The organism is Solidesulfovibrio alcoholivorans DSM 5433 (assembly GCF_000702665.1).
Taxonomy (GTDB): Bacteria; Desulfobacterota; Desulfovibrionia; order Desulfovibrionales; family Desulfovibrionaceae; genus Solidesulfovibrio; species Solidesulfovibrio alcoholivorans.
The window spans coordinates 91,790-109,021 of record NZ_JNJA01000005.1 but is presented as its reverse complement, the minus strand read 5'-3'; the positions used below and the strand labels follow the sequence as shown (position 1 = coordinate 109,021).

The following is a 17,232-nucleotide window of genomic DNA, read 5'->3' as shown; positions in this document are numbered from 1 at the left end:
ACCCCATCTTCAAGCGCAAGGAGCGGCCATGCAGCGGCGCGTCACGCAGATCGAAAGCATCCGGGTGCTGGCCATGGCCGGCATCTTCTTCTACCACCTGTGGACCGTGCTGCCCGAGGGCGGCGCGCAAAACCCCTTCGGGCCGCTGCTCGGCGACGTCATGAGCCAGGGCTACCTCGGCGTGGTGGTGTTCAACGCCATCACGGGCTTCGTGCTGACCCTGCCCCACGCCGACCCCGGCGGCAAGCCGCCCCTGGCTTTTTTCGACTTCTTCCGCCGCCGCTTCGGACGCATCGTGCCCCAGTACTACATTTCCCTGGCCCTGTGGAGCCTCGTCGCGCTCGTGGCCGGGACCATGCCCTTCGCGGCCCTTTGCGCCTGCGTCGGCGAAAAGATCTTCTTCGTCCAGACCTTCGACCCGGCCCGGTTTTTCTGCCTGGTGCCGGCGCTTTGGTGGATGGGGCTGCTCGCCCAGTTCTACCTTGCCTTTCCCCTGCTGCTGCGGCTGTTTTGCGCCTGGGGGCCGCGCCGTGCCGCCGTCGCCTGCCTCTGCGGCTCCTGGGGGCTGTGGCTCGTGCTGGCGCTTGCGGCCAAGGCAAACCACACCGCCGCGCTCTTCGACTACATGTTCTACTTCAACCTGCCCTACCGGCTGCCGGAATTCGTCCTGGGCATGGCCTTCGCCATGGCCTGGAAGGCGCGCGCCGCCTCGGGCGAAGGCGTCGAACCGGCCACGGGCGTGCCGGCGTCCTGGCGCATGGCGTTCGCCGCCCTGGCCTATTTCTCCCTGCCCCTGGCCATCCTGTTCAAAAGCGCCCTGCCCATGCCCTTTGCCCACATCCTGCTGACGGCCGCCTGCGTGGGCGTGGCCGGGACGCTTTTTTCCTGGCCGCGCATGGCCGCCTGGGGGGCGAAGCCGGCAATGGCCGCTACCGCCGCCGCGTCCTACAGCTTCTATCTGCTGCACCAGCCGCTGCTCGGCTACGGCGCGGACGCGCTGCGCACGCACATGGCCCCGTTTGCGGGCATGGTTGTTTTGTGCTGTGCGAGCCTGCCGCTCTCGGCCGCGCTCGCGCGCTGGCAGGACAGGCTGGTGGCGTATCTGGAATCGCGGGGCAAGGCGCGCGAGGGGCGCTAGAAAGGACTGGAAGCGAAAACCTGCACGTAATTCGGCGAGGGAGGATTCCCGCTCGTCGGCCCGAAACAGGCCACGAGCGCCAGGGAGCCCATGTCCAGCACATAGGATTGATAGGTGGGATAGTCGCTCGTGGCGCGATAGATGGCTCCCGAACCGCTCGCGCTCCCATCCGTGCCGGAGTAGGAGATGATGTCCTGGACATCGCGCATATCGAGCATGTTGTTTGCCGTCAGCTTGGACTCGAACAGGGTTTCGTAGCTGGCGAACCGCTTTTCGTTGGAAGCCGCCCCGGTAAAATTGTCCGTCGTTCCCGGCAGCATGAAGGCATTCACGGCCACCAGGGTACCCGGATAGTCCCAGGTCGTGCCGTCGCGCAGGACCGAATCGTCATGGCGAAGCCCCTTGGCCTCGGGATGTTCCAGGTCGTTTTCCAGGACGGCGGCAGTGTTTTCATCGGCGAGAAACCCGATGTAGGAATGGGTGTTCTGCTGGTTGAGAAGATAATAGGCCACGCCATCCAGCGTGTCGCAGTGTTCCAGCGCATAGCGCATGTCGGCAAGGTATGAAGTGGCCCCTTCCGTCGTAAAATATCCCTGTTGCATATCGCTGTCGAGCACCGCCCCGGAGATGTGCTTTTCGCTGAAGGCCGAGATGGGGAAAAACTGGCCGAGAATCCCGATCCCCACGATATCGTACGTCGCATCGGCATTGTCATACAACTGCACGTTGTGCAGCTCCGAGACGCCGGGCATGTCGTACCAATCCAGATTGCGCCCGACAAGCGTCGCCCCCGTGGCCGAGACGTCGGCAGAGACGGCCGTCGCCGAGCAGCTGCCAGGATCGATGACGTCATGCACGACCTCGAACAACAACAACTCGTTGGACGACAAAATGCCGTCGCCCAACTTGTCGATGGGATAATTGAAGACGGTCGTCATGCCGAGCAGCTCTTGAACATACTGTTGCGGCATGTCCGCAATGAGATTTTTCGCCTGGGAAACAAGCGTCGCGAGCTGCGGGTGATCCGGCGCGGATTCCACGGAAAGAAGCAGAAAATTGTCGATGATGGCACCGTAGGTCGGCTTGCTTTCAACAATCGCTTGCGCGTACGCCTGTCCTACCTCAAAATGGCTGCCGCTTGTGAAGTCAAGTGTCGTCTTGAAATAAAGACCATCCACGTCCTCAATCGTGACGAGCGAGGAATCTTGAGACATGGCTCCCCTCCATGAAACTTGCAGCACCGCCTACATGTGATAGTATGAATATCCTGCGATACTTGAGGAGAAAACGCAAGACTGAACGCACGAACAAGACTCTCCATGCGTCCGAAAAGCCCCAACCAGGCGGATTTGCGTAGGATTCACATCGGAACTGCATGACCGCGCACTCACGCTCCCGGTGGTGCACAGGGAGCCGCAGCCCCACGCCCCTTATCCCCTCGTCGGGGAAGGTCCGGGAGGGGATCATCCCCTCCCGGCCGCCGGAGGCATCTTTTTCCTTCTTCCCCCTCTCCCCTGGCATCCTCCCGTCAGACGTCGCGCATGGACGCGGCCTCGGCCGCGCGCGTCTTGGCGGGCGCGGCGGCGTCGCGGGGGTATTCCCGACCGAAGAGCTTGCGATAGAGTTTGCGCCCTTCTTCGAAGCCGGGATTGATGGCCAGGGCCTTGTCCACGCTGACCTTGGCCCGTTCCGTGTCGCCCATGAAGTAATAGGCCTTGGACATGTTGAAGTGGATGTTCTCGTCGTCCGGGGTCAGGGACAGGGCCTGCTCGTAGGCGTGCAGCGCCCCGGCCAGGTCGCCGCTCTTGCGCAGCTTGACGCCGAGGGAGTTGAAGGGGTTGGGCGTGTTGGCGTCGTACTTCAGGATCTCGATGAAAAGTTCCTTGGTCTCTTCCATGTGGTTGAACTGGGCATGGATTTCGGCCGCCTTTTGCAGGTAGCGCTTGAATTCTTCCAGCTCGCCCTTGCCCTTGTAGGCATCGGCCAGGCCCTTGTAGGCCTCGGCGAAAAGGTCGTTGATCTTGATGGCTTTTTTAAACGCGATGATGGCTTGGCCGTACTTCTGGCGCACGAGGCAGCGGCAGCCCATGTCGTAGTACTTCTGGGCCATGTTCTGTTCGGAGATGATCTCCTCGAAAGCCTCGATGGCGTCGTCGAAGTTGCCCATGGCCACCATTTCCCGGGCGTCCTCGATCTGCTGGCGCTCGATCTCGGTCACGCGCTCCACCTGGCAACCGCGCAGCACGTGCTTGGCAAATGTCTCCTCGGAATAGGGGCGCAGGATGTAGCCGGCGCAGCCCACGGCGATGGCGTCGAGCACCTTGTCCCGCTGGCTCTCGGCCGTGACCATGACGATGGGCACGTCCTTGAGGCGCAGGTCGCGGCGGGTCAGGCGCAGAAACTGGATGCCCTCCATGTCCTCGAGCTGGCTGTCGAGGAGCACCACATCCACGCGGTTGGCGACGAGGAATTCCATGGCCTTTTCGCCCGAGGCGAACTGCTCCACGCGCCGGGGCCGGAAAGAGGCCAGGGTGCGGCGGTCGCGGCGGGCGTTTTCCTCGTTCTTGCTGACGATGACCACGGTGTCGAACAGGATGGGGGAAAAATCCATGGCGCGCCTCGTTGCCCGGTCAGGAGGCCCCGGGGGCATAGCGGTCGTGATACCACGCGGTGAATTCGCGCATGGGGGGGGTGTCGGGAAGATGGGCGAAGAGCTCCCGGACATGGCCGCGCCGGAAAAAGAGCCGCATGGTGCGCGCGTGGTACATGTCGTTGACCCAGCTTAAAAGAAGCAGGACGAAGTCGTTGACCGTCTCCATGTCGCCGTAATCGCCGATGCGCCCGGCCCGGATGTCGGCGACGATGGCCGGGTTGTAGCGCTCCGGCGCGTCGGGCAGGCCGAAGACCACCACGTCGTCCTTCTCGCCCGGCGTTTTGAAATGCTCGAGCATGACGCGCACGATGTCGATCTTGTCGGCGTCGCGCACGATGCGCGCGAGCGCGAGCCCCTCGGCGTCGTCGCCGCGCAGGAGCGTCCTGGGGAGCGAACGGCGGTTGTGCGCCACGATGGCCATGCGCACGAGACGGCGGTCCCGCGCGTCGAGGCCGTCCAGGCCGCCGCCCAGGCGCAGGGCGATGGTCCCGAGGATCGCGTGGTTGGCGCTTTTCGCGTCGCGAAACGTCTTCCAGCGACGGTACTGGGGAAAGCGCCCCGTGTCGTGGACGAGCCCTGCCACGGTGGCCAGATCGGTCAGGCGCGGCGAAAGCCCGAGTTCGCGGGCCTGTTCCCGGGCCTCGGCCATGACCAGCAGGCAGTGCTGCCGCTTGAGCTCCAGCCGGGCCGCGTCCAGGGGATCGTCCATGTCTCCCTGGCGGACGAAATCCTCGAACCAGTCAAGGGTCCGCGCGATCATGGTTCGCGCCGCCCGTCGCCTTCCCGGTCGTCCGGAGCGCCGGGGCGCGTCGGGTCTTCGGGATCGGGCTCGTCGAACTCCTTGTCGCGAAGCGGCCCCCCCGGCCCGAACAGATACCGCAAAAGCCAGGCCATGCCGCCGAGGATGGCGAGGATGAAAAGCCCCTTGAGGACCACGGAGAGCAGCCCCTCCTCCAGGCCGGGGCCGAACGGCCATGTCTCGTGCCAACGCGGCGCGACGTTGCTCGCGGCGAAAAAGACGTAATCAAGTCCCAAACCCATGTATTCGCTCCGTGACGCGCGAGGTGCGCAAACCGTTTTTTTACGCGCCTTCCCGCCTCGTGGCAAGCCGCGCTCCGGCTTGCCGGCCGACGCATTGCCTTTTCCCGCCGTTGGGCCTAGAAAAAGGCGTATTGGCGGCCGCGCCGGCAGGACCGCCGACAACGGCCCGCCACGCGGGTAACGGCGCCCCAAGCGTTCCAGGGAGGCTTTGATGCGTGTGCTCGTAGTCGAGGATGACTTCACCAGTCGCAAGATCCTCCAGAAGATTCTCGGCCCCTACGGCGAAGTGGACATTGCGGTCAACGGACTCGAAGCCGTCCAGGCCTTCACCCAGTCCCTGGACGACGCCAACCCCTACGACCTTGTCTGCATGGACATCATGATGCCGGAGATGGACGGCCAGACGGCCCTGCGCTCCATCCGCGCCATCGAAAAGGAGCGCGGCATCGTGCCGGCCAACGAAGCCAAGGTCATCATGACCACGGCCCTGGACGACCCGAAAAACGTCGTGGAAGCCTACTACAAGGGCGGGGCCACCTCCTACGTGCCCAAGCCCATCGACAAGCACATGCTGCTGCACCTGCTCAAGAACCTCGGCCTGGTCGAATAGCAGCGGCGTTCCTGGCGCAAAAAGACGAAGCCCCGGACCGCGCGCGCGGTCCGGGGCTTCGCGTTTATGGAGGAGCGCGGGGTTTACGCTTCCTTCTTGATCTTGGACTTGCTCATGGAGAGCCCAATCCCGTTGAAGATGTCGAAGATGCCGAAGCCGTACCACATGGTGTAGACCACGTAGAACACCAGCAGGGCGGTGACCGTGGGGATCTTGGTCATGATGCTCTCGGCCGGGATGCCGTAGAAGTTGTAGGCCGGTTCGATGGCCCGCTGGTTGACCGTGTTGAGCATGTTGGCTTCTTCGATCAGCTTGGCGCGCTGCATGGGCTTGATCATGGCCGAAAGCGTCGCCCACCAGCCCTTCATGGCCTTCTTGCCGTCCATGCCGTAAAAAGCCTGAAGTTGGGTATCCTGGTCCTTGTAGAGTTCGTCCGCACCTTCGAGGATCTTGGCCAACATGGCACCGAGGTCGCCGCTGATGGCCAAGGCTTCGCCCTTGGGCACGGCCGTGCCACCGACCTTGGCGATAAGGACTTGGGCCAACTTCGCGTCTTCGGGCGTTTTAAACTTCACGTCCACACTGAACGGCTTGCCATCGAACTTCTTGGCTTCGGCAGCGACGTTGGGGATGAAGTAGGACGAACCCTTGGACAACTTGTTGAAGAGGTCGTCGGAGAAGTGCAGGCCGTTGACCCCGCCCGGAAAGATCGGCGAGAAGATCAGCAGGAGCACCACCGCGAAGGTCGCCAGCAGCACCATGCCCTTGGCGAAGAGTTTCTTGTCCGTGATCAGCATGCCGTTATCCCTCCTGGCGCAGGGCGCCGATATTGACGATGAACTTGCCGATGACCCAGGCGCCGAAGAGCGCCACCACGATCCAGAACACGATGTTGCCCACGAATTCGATGCCCGACACCAATTCCTTGGACATGTTGATGTACTCGAGCTCCACGAACTTCTTGGGCAGCGTCGCGGCGCGGTTGATGAAGCCCGCGATGATGGACATGGCGTAGAAGCCGCGGATGTGGATGCCCTTGACCACCTTGGTGGTCAGTGCGCCGACCTGGATGCCGAGCAGCGATCCGAGCAGCATGCCGATGGCCAGGGTGTAGAACACGTAGCCGTAGATGGCGTACTGGGCGATGGCGCCGAGGCCCGCAGTGAAGATGATCTGGAGGATATCCGTGCCGACCGTGGTCATGGAGGACACGCCGAAGACGTAGACGAACATGGGAAAGGTGACGAAGCCGCCGCCCACGCCCATGAGTGCCGCCAGGATGCCGACGATCATGCCGCCCGCGGCCACGATCCAGCCGGAGATGCGCTTGCCGCCGGGAACGAAGTCCTCGTCGAAGGTGATCATGGGAGCGACATTGAGGTTTTGCAGCTTAAGCGCCATGCCGGTGGTGCCGGCGGCCGCGCCGCCATGGCCGCCGCCATGGGCGTCACCACCGGAGTCCTTGCGGCTGGCCTTGATATAGTCGAACAGGGCGTAAAAGCCGAGGAAGCCCAGCAGAACCGCGTAGATGGTGCTGATGAAGAACTCGGAGAGCAGCGGGTCCTTGTTGTAGAGGCCCTTGTTGATGGCGCCTCCGACGAAGGTGCCCGCGCCCGAGCCGACCAGGAAGGCGATGGCCAGCTTGACCGAGACGTTGCCGAGCTTTTTGTGCACGGCCGTGCCCATGATGGCCTTGGCGAAGATGTGGAAAAGGTCGGTGCCGACGGCCAGGATGCCCTTGACGCCCGCGGCCATGAGCGCCGGGGTGATGATGAAGCCGCCGCCCGCGCCGATGCAGCCCGTAATGAGCCCGGCCGCGAGGCCGACGGCGATGGAGACCAGGAAGATCTGCGTGGAATAGAACGCCGGCCCGTAGGCGTGCTTGCTTCCGATGAAGTCGCTCGCCTCGACGAAGGACACCGCCAGGATGGGCAGGGCCAGGATCAAAAGGAAAAGGAGCTTCTTTCTGTTTTTGATGATGGACGTGGACACTTCCAGGTCCCACTGGGCATGCGCGACCGACGCCGCTTTCAGGAACTCAAAGACTTGCCTGCCGAACCCCATTTTCACTTCCTCCATGTTTGCGTAGCGCTTCCCGGCCCGCCCGCACGGCGTCGCGCCGCGCCGGTCCGAACCCCTTTCCCCTTGCCGCCCCTGTCCCGTCAGCCGTTGCCGTCCCGAGGCCGCAACACTTCGCGCACCGTGCTTTTGAGGCGCTCGAAATCGCCGCCCTTCTCCACCCGGGCCACGCCGCCCTGCCCCGCCTCGAAACCGGCGAAGCCGTGCAGCACCACGGGCACCTGGGGAAAGGACCGCTCCAGTTGCGGCACAAGGGCCGAGCCGTCGGGACCGCCCATCTCGGCGTCGAGCACGAGAATGTCCACCTTCTCCGCCAGGGACAGGTGCGACAGGACTTCGGCGCCAGAGCCCGCCGTCAAGACGGCGAAGCCCTCGCGTCCGAATTCCCGGCGCAGAAGCTCCCGGATGTTGGCGTTTCTCTCGGCGATGACCAGCGTTGCCCTTGGACGATCCACCACGGTCTCCTGACAAGGTTTGCCCCTGCCATCGCAACTCCCGTGCCAGAAAACCGCAGCGGCAACTCCGTGACAACACGCGGATATCACATGGGAAAAAATGAACTTGCAAGAAAACCCGACACCTCCCTGCCGCAGGGCATGTCAGCATTTTTTACAGTGCGTAAAAACGGAAAGGCGGCAGTGGGGAATCAGTCGGCCTGGCGCACGCGGGACTCGATGCGCAAGCCGTATTTCTCGATCTTGGCCAAAAGCGTGGGACGCGAGAGTCCAAGCAGCCGGGCGGCCTGGCTGCGGTTGCCGCCCGTGGCCGTCAGGGCCTCGCGAATGACCTGCTGGCCGAAGCGGTCCATGAGGTCCTCGAACAGGCTCTCCCGCCCCGAAGCCAGTTCGCGGCGGATGAGCAGCGACACGCTTTCCTCCGGGTCGCCGCCGGAGACGGCGCCGTTGCGCATCGGCTCGTCCAGGGCCTTCTTCACCTCATCGAGCCCAAGCGGCGCGCCGAGGTTGAAGATCAGCGCCTTTTTCACCGTGTTGCCCAGTTCCCGGACATTGCCCGGCCAGGGCTGGGCCCTCAGGAACTCCACGGCGGCCTCGGACGCGCCCGGGTCGGGCTGGCCCATGTCGCGCGCGAAACGGTCGAGGAAGTAGCGCACGAGCAGCGGGATGTCGCCCGGCCGCTCGCGCAGGGGGGGCAGGGAGAGCGTCACCACCTTCAGACGGTAGTAGAGGTCTTCGCGGAAAAGCCCCTGGCGCACGGCGTCTTCGAGGTCGCGGTTGGTGGCGGCGATGATGCGCACGTCCACGGGAATGACCTGCCGCCCGCCCAGGCGCTCCACGTTGCGCTCCTGGAGCAGGCGCAGGAGCTTGGCCTGGATGGTCAGCGGCATGTCGCCGATCTCGTCGAGAAAGACCGTGCCGTGGTCGGCCTGCTCGATCTTGCCCACCTTGCGCCCGGCCGCGCCGGTGAACGCGCCTTTTTCGTAGCCGAACAGCTCGGATTCGAGCAGGGATTCGGGAATGGCCACGCAGTTGATGACCAGAAACGGCTTTCCGGCGCGCTGGGAGTGCTGGTAGAGCGCGCGGGCCACGAGCTCCTTGCCGGTGCCGGATTCGCCGCGCACGAGCACGGTGGCGTCTGTCGGGGCCGCGCGGCCGATGGCCTTGTAGAGCTCCTGCATGGCCGGGCTTCTGCCGACGATGGCCTCGGCCGCGGCTGCGGCGCCCTCCTCGCCCACGGCCACCCGGGCGCGCATGGCCCGGCCGGCGGCCACGGCCTTGTCGATCAGGCGCAGGGTCTCGGGGATGTCGAAGGGCTTCAATATATAGTCGTAGGCCCCCATCTTGGTGGCCTCGATGGCGATGTCCGTGGTGCCGAAGGCGGTCATGATGATCACGGGCAGGCGCGGTTCGATCTCGCGCATGGCGGCGTAGGCCTCGAGCCCCAAAATGCCGGGCATGCGCACGTCCATGACCACCACGTCGGGCAGGGCCTCGCGTACGGCGGCGATGCCGGCCTCGCCCGAGGAGGCGGTGCGCACGTCGTAGCCCTCGGCGGCGAGCAGCCGCTCGAAGCTCATGCGCAACTGGTGGTCGTCGTCCACGATCAGGACCTGTGCCATCCCCGCTCCCCTTCGCACGGAAAAACCATGGTGAACGTCGTCCCGTCGCCGGGCGGGGACTGGATGGTGATCCAGCCGCCGTGTTCCTCGACGATGCGCTTGACGATGGGCAGCCCCAGGCCCGATCCCTCGCCCTTGGTCGTGAAAAACGGCTGGAACACGCTCTCGAACAGGGCCGGGTCCACGCCCGGGCCGCTGTCCGTCACGCGTAGCGCCACGATGCGGCCGTGCGGTTCGAGCACGCCCGACTCTTCGCGGATGCGCAGCCGCCCGCCCTCGACCATGGCCTCGCAGGCGTTGAGCACGAGGTTGACCAGGGCCTCCTTGAGCTGGTCGGGATCGGCGTTTATTTCCGGCAAGGCCCTGGCCCGCTCCACGGTCACCGCCACGTTGTAGGATTCCAGGCGGTGCTTGAGCAGGTTGAGCGTGGTGTCCACCACGGCCGAGAGGCTCACGGGCTGGGCCGTGAGCTTGGGCGGCCGGGCGAACTCCAGAAAATTGCGCACGATGGTGTCGATGTGGCCGATCTCCTCGGCGATGACCTCGAAGTCCTCCTTCTGGGAGGGGTCGAGCTTGAGGCCGCGTTCCAGGGAGAAAAGCCGCATCTTGACCGAGGTCAGGGGGTTGCGGATGGTATGGGCCACGCCCGCGGCCAGCCGGCCGGCCATGGCCAGCTTCTCGGACTGCATGAGGTGGCCCCGGCTCTGCTCCAGGTCCATCTGCGCCTTGTCCACGTCCTTTTCCAGGTCGCGGAACATCTGGCCGATGGCCTTGACCTCGTCGGAAAACCCGGCCAGCGGCTCCTTGCCCCGCTCGCCCCGGGCCAGGCGGCGGATGGGGTCGAGGATCTGCCCGACCAGGACATAGGCCAGAAAAAAGCCCAGGGTGGCGTTAATCAGCACGCCGATCACGGCCACGCCCATGACCATGTTCGTGCGTTCGATGTACACCTCGCCCGTCTCGCGCATGCGCGCCCGGAAGAACTCCTTGAAGCGGTCGCACAGCTCGCGGACGCCGTCGAAATCGTCGCGCACGGCCCAGTGCTGTCCCTTGGCCGCCTCCACCCGCCCCTGCTGATAGAGGCTTATGACGTTGTCCTTGGCCGCGGTGTATTCCTTGTAGGCGGCGTCGATGCCGTCGAGCAGGGCCACGGCCTCGGGCGCGTCCACCTGCTGGCGCATGCGCTCGAGCCACAGCGCAAAGGCGCGGCGGCTCTCGTCGAGCTTGACGAGCCAGGTCGGGTCCTGGCTCAGATAGTAGTAGGTGGCGTAGCCCTTCTGGTTGAGCAGGGCGTTTTCCAGCTCGTGGGCGGAGGTCAGGGCGGCGAGGTCCTTGTCCGCCGTGGCCGTGTAGAGGTCGCGGGCCATGGCCGCGTACCAGACCATGATCACGGGGCCGGCCATGTTGACGCACAAAAGCCCCCCGAGCAGCAGATAGACCTGGGTGCGCAGACCCAGCCGCGCCAGGGCGGCGGAGCCGAAAAATTTCTTCATGGCGGTCATGGGCGGTGGACCTTGCGCCTGCGGCCGGTTTTCTCCCTGCCGGTTCACGGACGCAACAGCCTCTTACCGGGGCGCGGCGGCCGTGGCAACGTCTTCGCCGGCATTTCCCGCGGCGTGGAGCACCCGGGCCAGGGGGCGCAGGAGCCCGACGAGGCACAGCGCCGCGACCAGGGCGATGCCCGACATGAGAGTGAAAAACGCCCCGTGTGGCATGCGCTCCCACAGCCCGCCGAGCTGGCCCGCGCCGAGGTTGCCGCAGAACTGGGCCAGGAACCAGACGCCCATGAACATGGAGACCATGGCCGGTGGCGCGATCTTGGTGGCCAGGGACAGGCCGACCGGGGAGAGGTAGAGTTCGCCCAGGGTGACGAGCAGCGTGAAGCCGATGATCCAGAACATGCTGACCGGCGTGCCGTCCACGGCGTAGAGCGCGGCCGGGCGGACCATCAGCGCGAAGGCGGCGCTTAAAACCACGAGCCCGAGCGCCATCTTGGCCGGAGAGGACGGCTCGCGGCCACGCCGGGCCTGGCGCGACCACAGGCTCGTCACGAGCGGGGTCAGGGCGAAGATGAAAAACGGGTTAAACGACTGGAACCACGTGGCCGGCATCTCCCAGCCGAAAATGCGCCGGTCCGTGTCGTTGTCCACCCAGAGCGCCATGGTGTTGCCCATCTGCTCGTACACGGCCCAAAACGCCACCACGGCCAGGCAGACGGCGACGAAGCCGAGGATGCGGCTGCGATCCGCCGCCGCGGGCCCGGTTTCGCGCGAGCGCCGTTCCGGAACGGCGGACGCGGGCAGCGAGCGGCGGCCGCAAAGATAGATCGCAAGCCCGACGAGCATGCCCACGCCCGCGGCCCCGAAGCCGTAATGCCAGCCCCACAGCTCGCCGAGCGCACCGCACACGAGGGGCGCCAGGAACGCGCCGAGGTTGATGCCCACGTAGAAGATGCTGAAGGCGCGGTCGCGCCGGGCGTCGCCTGGGGCGTAGAGCGCGCCGACCTGGGCCGAGATGTTGGGTTTGAACAGGCCGTTGCCGACGATCAGCAAGGCCAGGGCCGGGAGAAAAAGCGCTTCGAAGGCCATGAGAAAATGCCCCACGGCCATGACCGCGCCGCCGATGACCACGCAACGGTGCGGCCCCAGGCGGCGGTCGGCCAGCCAGCCGCCGAAAAGCGGCGTGAAATAGACCAGCCCGCCGTACAGGCCGTAGACGTGGGACGCGGTCTGCTGGGCGAAGAGCAGATGCTTGGTCATGTAGAACACGAGCAAAGCGCGCATGCCGTAAAACGAGAAGCGCTCCCACATTTCGGTGAAAAAAAGGATGTAAAGCCCCGGCGGATGGCCCAGCAGACCGCGTCGTCCCTTCATGTCCCCCCCCTGGCGTTGCGGGGAAAGCGCCAGTCGCGACCGTTCCCCACCCTGCGCAGGCGACGCTCCGCACCCGTTCCCCGGAAAAAATGCCAGCAAAAAGCCTGTCCTTCAAGGGCCACACCCCAAAAGAAGTATGCATTGTGGCCCTGTTGTGTCTCCGGCCTGTGGCAGACCGCCGGCGCAAGTTTCCGTGGCGATGCCTAGGCACGCAGCGCGCGCGGCGCGCCTTCCCGGCATCCGGCGTTGCCCGCCGCGCAGCTGGCGATGAGGTCCTTGAGCTCCCCGGCCATGGCCGCCAGGGCATGGGCGGCGCGGGACGTCGCCTCCACGCCGGCCACGTTGTCGTCGGCCACCGCGTTGATCTCGGTGATCGCCCGGCTGATCTGCTCCGAGGCGGCGGACTGCTCCTCGGCCGAGGCGGCGATGGAATGCACCTGGCCGCTGGTGGCGTCGGCGTGGCCGACGATGGCCAGAATCGCCTCGCCCGAACGCTCGGCCAGGGCGTTGGCGTCGGACACGGCGGAAACGGCCTGGTCCATGCTCTTGATGTTGCTGCCGGCCGCGTCCTGGATCGCCCGGATGCGCGACTCCACCTCCTTGGTGGCGACCATGGTCTTTTCCGCGAGCTTGCGCACCTCGTCGGCCACGACCGCGAAGCCCCGCCCGGCCTCGCCGGCCCGCGCCGCCTCGATGGCGGCGTTGAGCGCGAGCAGGTTCGTCTGGTCGGCGATGTCGTTGATGACGCCCACGACCTGGCCGATGGATTGCGCCTCCTGGCCGAGGCTCGCCATGTCGGATTTGAGCGACGCGGCGATGCCGTTGACGCGTTCCATGGACGCGCCGGCCTGCTTGACCACGTCCGCGCCGGTGACGGCGTTGTCACGGGTCTGGCCGGCGGTGTCCGCGGCCGCGCCGGCACTGGAGGCGATCTCGAGGATGGTGGAGTTCATCTGGCCGATGGCCTTGGCCGTCTCGTCCACGCGGCGACGCTGGAGCTCCACGCCCGAGGCGGCCTGCTCGGTCTGGGCCGAGAGCTCCTGGGCCGCGCCGGAGAGCCGCCGCGCGATGTCCGCGGCCGCGTCCGCCATGGACTGCATGCGGGCGAGCGTCTCGGCGAGCTCCTCCTCCTTGCGCATGGTCGCGCGCATGGCTTCTTCGGCGGCCCTGGCCTGGCGCGCGGCCTCGGTCTGCTTCTCGGCCACCTGCTCCATCTTCTCCCTGAGGTTGGCGACCATGGCCGTGATGTCGTCGCGAAGCGCGGCGAATTCGGCCTCGAACCGGCCCGAGGGCCTGGCATCCAGATCGCCCGAGGCCACTTGGCGCGAATAGGCCCCCAGGGCCGTGAGCGACCGGGTGAGGCCCCGGATGATCCATAGCACGACGGCAAGCACGACCAGGCCAAGGCCCATCTGCACGGCAAGCAACACCCATTCCACGGCGGCCTGCGCCTCGGCGCGGCGGGCGGCGTAGAACGCGCCGATCTTCTCGAAACGCGGCATGAGCGCCCGGCCGCTTTCAACCATGGCCTCGCCGACCTTCTTGCCCTTGGCCGTGGCCGCCACATAGGCGTTGAAGCTGCGCTGGTAGGCGTCGAGCACGTCCGTGAAGCTCTTCTTGTCCGCCGGGGCGATATCCGGGCTTGCAGCCACCATGGCCTGCAACCGCTTGACCGAGGCGGCCACCTTTTCCACGTAGGAGGCCTCGTCGCGCAACTGCCAGTTCTTCTCGTGACGCCGGATGGTGAGCAGCACCACCTGGAAATCCTTGTCGGTGACGGGCTTGAATTTATCGTCGAGGTCGCGGGCGGTGTGGACGAAGTCGCGCATGAGCCCCTGGTTCTCGTCGAAGCCCTTGACGCGCTCGTTGGTCACGAGCTCCTCGAAGCCCTTGCGGTAGACGGACAGTACGGCCAGGGCGTCCCGGGCCTCGCCGGCCATGGCCCCATCCAGGGAAGCCAGGCGGGAGACGTCGTCGCGGACCTTGTCGGCATGGCGCAGGGCCGGTTCCACATAGGCCGGGTCCATGCGCATGAGGAAATTCTTCTCCTCGCGCCGCGCCTGGAGCAGTTCGAGATAGGCGTTGGCGGCCAGATCCTCGAGTTGCCGGTAGTGGCCGGCGTAGTGTTTGCCGACGCGGTCCGCCGCAAACGAGCACAGAAATCCCAGCACGCACACGCCGAGCAGCACATACAACTTGTTCCGCACGCTCATGAGGTCCCCCCTCGCAAGGCCGGTCGGCTCTCCTGCGGCGCAGAAGAGAAGAGGGCCGCACGGACGCAGCCCGTGGCAAAACCGCCTGCCGTCGCCATTGCGTAACCTGACAAAGCTGCAAGCGGCCTGCCAAAAATCATTTTCCGTAACCGGTTTGACTTGCCACAAAAATCACAACTGCACGTTCCGTGTACTGTCAAGATTTTTTACAATGCGTCAAACCGTACGCATTGACTTGCCCTCCGCCCTTTGACACATGCTAGGGCTATGAAAAGACACCCCCTCGCCACAACCGCCGCGCCGCGCCTGCGCCGCGGCCCCAGGCGGCTGCTTGCGGCCGCGGCCGCCCTGGCCACCGTGCCGCTTCTTCCCCTGCCCGCGCGGGCCGACGCGCTCACAGGCGGTCTGCTCGGCAGCGTTTTCCGCGGCGATCCCTTCACCGGCCCCCGCGTCATCGACCTCGTCGTGCTCGGGCTCGTCATCTTCCTGGTGCTGCGCGCCATCCTGGGGCGGCAACGCCCCGGCGGCGGCAATGCCGCCGGAGGCGGCAACAACGCCGGCGCGGGCGGACGCGACGCGGCCCCGTATACGCGCGACCCGGCCCCCGACGACCGGGGCGACGCCGCGACCCCGCGCGCCAAGCCGGACATGTATTCCAACGCCGCGGCCATGTGGTCCTACCTGCAAACCAAACCCGGCGGCGACCCCGCGCCCGCGCCGGGCACGCCGCCGGCCGCGCCGGGCTCGGACGACGAGTTCCTGGCCGGGGCCAAGCTCGCCTATCCGCGCATCCGCCAGTCCATGGCCAAGCGCGATTTCGACGACCTCGCCGGCTTCGTCGCACCCGAACTCCTGGCCGGCCTGCGCCAGCGCCTGCCGCTTTCGCCCCCGCCCGAGCCCGATATCCTCATCGTCGAGGCGCACATCGCGGACAAGCGCCAGGAAACCGGCCACACCGTCATGACCGTGGACTACGACGTGCTGATCCACGAGGAAAACGCGCCCCACAATACCGACCGCCGCGAGCGCTGGGTCTTCAGCCGCGACGACGGCGCGCCCGGGTCGCACTGGCTGCTTACGGACATGCGTCCGGGGAAGTTGGGATAAAGGGGAATTAGAGAAAGAGAAGAAGAATTGCAGAGGAAGAGGCCTCCGGCGTCCAGGAGGGGCGGCTGCCCCTCCTGGACCTCCCGAAAGGGGGAGAGGCGTTATTCGCCGTAGACGGCCTGGGCGATTTGCGCCGGGAACGCGCCGGACAGGCCGTCCGTGGTGGTGTTGGTCAAAACGACCACGGACAGGCCCGAGGCCCGGTCCATGAAAAAATGCGTGCCGTAGACGCCGCCCCAACTCCAGGTCCCGGCCTTGCCCGGAAACCCCGCCTGGGCCGGGTCCACGAGCACCGCCCCGCCGAAGCCGAACGTGCGTCCCTTGTCCACGAGCCCCACGGGCAGGCCGCCGAGCTGGTCCGTGGTCATCGCCCGGGCGGTTTCCGGGCGCAGCATGCCCCCTCCTTCGCGGCGCACCGCTTCCAGGAACGCATAGTAATCGTCCGCCGTGCCGGACATGCCGGCCCCGCCCGAGGGATAGGCCGCGGCGTCCGTGGCCCGCGCGGGTGAAAAGCGGATGCCCGCCCCGCCCGTCGGCAGGACTTCCGGGTCGGCCATGCGGTGCAGGGGCTGTTTGCCGTGAACGTAGGGCGTGGCCAGCCTTGCCGCGTCCGCGACCACGAACGTCGTGTCGCGCATGCCAAGCGGCCCGGTCACGAACTTTGCCACGGCCTCGGGCAGCGCCAGGTCCGAGGCTTTTTCCACCACCGCGCCGAGCACGTCGATGGCCAGGGAATAACGCCAGGATGTCCCCGGCGCGAAGGCCAACGGCACGCCGGCCAGGCGGCGCAGGTTTTCCGCAAGGCTTATGCCGGGCCGGTCCAGGCCGTCGGACACCCCGGCCCGGACCAGCGCGCCGTCCGGAGGATCGTAAAAGCCGTAGGAAAGCCCGGCGGTATGGGTGAGCAACTGGCGCACGGTGACGACGGCCGGCGCGCCATCCGGCAGGCGCGGCGTGAAATACGGCAGCCAGCGCGTCACGGGATCGTCCAGGGAGAGCGCGCCGGCATCGGCCAGGGCCAAGGCCGTCGCGCTCACGAGCGGTTTGCTCATGGAGGCCAGGCGAAAAAGCGTGTCCACGCGCATGGGCACGCCCGCTTCCCTGTCCGCCATGCCGAAAGCCTCGCGGCACAGCACCTTGCCGTCCCGGCCGACGACGACCACGGCCCCGACGATGCGCCCTTCGGCCACCGCGCGCGCAACCACCGCGCGGACGCGCCCGGCCATGGCCGCATCCGCCTGCCCGGCCGGGGCGCGAAGCGGCGACAGCAGGGCGAACGCCAGCAGGAAAACAAGCCATACATTGCGGAACAAACGGGGCGTCATGGGGCGCTCTCCTGGTGCGACGGGCGTTTCGTTGCGCGCCCCTCCCGCGAGGAACACGTTTCCTGCTTCCGGCACGAGGGGGAAATGCCGCGTGTGCGCTTGTGAGCCGGGGCCGC

The 17,232-nt window shown here is 66.2% G+C and carries 15 protein-coding genes; 3 read left to right on the top strand and 12 right to left on the bottom strand.

Annotated features, from left to right (window positions below):
• The first annotated feature begins 28 nt into the window (after positions 1 to 28).
• Complete coding sequence (locus Q368_RS0111130) at positions 29 to 1,138, top strand: acyltransferase family protein (protein ID WP_029459149.1); 1,110 nt, start codon at positions 29 to 31, stop codon at positions 1,136 to 1,138.
• Here Q368_RS0111130 and Q368_RS0111125 read toward each other — a convergent pair.
• The 4 genes from Q368_RS0111125 to Q368_RS0111110 form a co-directional block, all read right to left on the bottom strand.
• A complete protein-coding gene (locus Q368_RS0111125; protein WP_029459148.1) occupies positions 1,135 to 2,352 on the bottom strand; it encodes a C45 family autoproteolytic acyltransferase/hydrolase in 1,218 nt (405 codons plus the stop codon). The two genes, Q368_RS0111130 and Q368_RS0111125, sit on opposite strands and share 4 nt — an antisense overlap.
• Before the next feature lie 314 nt (positions 2,353 to 2,666).
• Positions 2,667 to 3,749, bottom strand: coding sequence for a tetratricopeptide repeat protein (locus Q368_RS0111120; RefSeq protein WP_029459147.1), 1,083 nt, complete (start codon positions 3,747 to 3,749; stop codon positions 2,667 to 2,669).
• 19 nt (positions 3,750 to 3,768) lie between these two features.
• On the bottom strand, positions 3,769 to 4,551 hold the full coding sequence (locus tag Q368_RS0111115; protein WP_029459146.1) for an HD domain-containing protein: 783 nt from the start codon (positions 4,549 to 4,551) through the stop codon (positions 3,769 to 3,771).
• Positions 4,548 to 4,832 (bottom strand): hypothetical protein, encoded by a 285-nt coding sequence (locus Q368_RS0111110; RefSeq protein ID WP_029459145.1) that lies wholly within the window; start codon positions 4,830 to 4,832, stop codon positions 4,548 to 4,550. Before Q368_RS0111110 ends, Q368_RS0111115 begins: the two co-directional genes overlap by 4 nt.
• A 211-nt stretch (positions 4,833 to 5,043) precedes the next feature.
• Here Q368_RS0111110 and Q368_RS0111105 point away from each other — a divergent pair, with 211 nt between their 5' ends.
• A complete protein-coding gene (locus Q368_RS0111105; RefSeq protein WP_029459144.1) occupies positions 5,044 to 5,442 on the top strand; it encodes a response regulator in 399 nt (132 codons plus the stop codon).
• Positions 5,443 to 5,525: 83 nt separating this feature from the next.
• On the opposite strand, the gene Q368_RS0111100 is transcribed toward Q368_RS0111105, so the two are convergent.
• The 7 genes from Q368_RS0111100 to Q368_RS0111070 all read right to left on the bottom strand — a co-directional run bounded on the left by Q368_RS0111100 (position 5,526) and on the right by Q368_RS0111070 (position 14,684).
• On the bottom strand, positions 5,526 to 6,239 hold the full coding sequence (locus tag Q368_RS0111100; RefSeq protein ID WP_029459143.1) for a hypothetical protein: 714 nt from the start codon (positions 6,237 to 6,239) through the stop codon (positions 5,526 to 5,528).
• A gap of 4 nt (positions 6,240 to 6,243) precedes the next feature.
• Positions 6,244 to 7,506 (bottom strand): sulfite exporter TauE/SafE family protein, encoded by a 1,263-nt coding sequence (locus Q368_RS0111095; protein WP_029459142.1) that lies wholly within the window; start codon positions 7,504 to 7,506, stop codon positions 6,244 to 6,246.
• A 98-nt stretch (positions 7,507 to 7,604) separates the two neighbouring features.
• Positions 7,605 to 7,976 (bottom strand): response regulator, encoded by a 372-nt coding sequence (locus Q368_RS0111090; protein ID WP_029459141.1) that lies wholly within the window; start codon positions 7,974 to 7,976, stop codon positions 7,605 to 7,607.
• A gap of 191 nt (positions 7,977 to 8,167) precedes the next feature.
• Entirely contained in the window at positions 8,168 to 9,598 is a 1,431-nt protein-coding gene (locus Q368_RS0111085) for a sigma-54-dependent transcriptional regulator (RefSeq protein ID WP_029459140.1), read from the bottom strand.
• Positions 9,583 to 11,100 (bottom strand): ATP-binding protein, encoded by a 1,518-nt coding sequence (locus tag Q368_RS0111080; protein WP_029459139.1) that lies wholly within the window; start codon positions 11,098 to 11,100, stop codon positions 9,583 to 9,585. Before Q368_RS0111080 ends, Q368_RS0111085 begins: the two co-directional genes overlap by 16 nt.
• Before the next feature lie 63 nt (positions 11,101 to 11,163).
• Positions 11,164 to 12,471 carry a peptide MFS transporter gene (locus tag Q368_RS0111075; RefSeq protein WP_043785722.1) on the bottom strand — a complete coding sequence of 436 codons (1,308 nt, stop codon included), beginning with the start codon at positions 12,469 to 12,471 and terminating at the stop codon, positions 11,164 to 11,166.
• Between the two features lie 203 nt (positions 12,472 to 12,674).
• Positions 12,675 to 14,684: a methyl-accepting chemotaxis protein gene (locus tag Q368_RS0111070; RefSeq protein WP_052360115.1), complete on the bottom strand. Its 2,010-nt coding sequence runs from the start codon at positions 14,682 to 14,684 to the stop codon at positions 12,675 to 12,677.
• 267 nt (positions 14,685 to 14,951) lie between these two features.
• Here Q368_RS0111070 and Q368_RS0111065 point away from each other — a divergent pair, with 267 nt between their 5' ends.
• On the top strand, positions 14,952 to 15,791 hold the full coding sequence (locus Q368_RS0111065; protein ID WP_029459136.1) for a hypothetical protein: 840 nt from the start codon (positions 14,952 to 14,954) through the stop codon (positions 15,789 to 15,791).
• A gap of 101 nt (positions 15,792 to 15,892) precedes the next feature.
• On the opposite strand, the gene Q368_RS0111060 is transcribed toward Q368_RS0111065, so the two are convergent.
• A complete protein-coding gene (locus tag Q368_RS0111060) occupies positions 15,893 to 17,116 on the bottom strand; it encodes a serine hydrolase domain-containing protein (RefSeq protein ID WP_052360114.1) in 1,224 nt (407 codons plus the stop codon).
• Positions 17,117 to 17,232 lie beyond the last annotated feature (116 nt).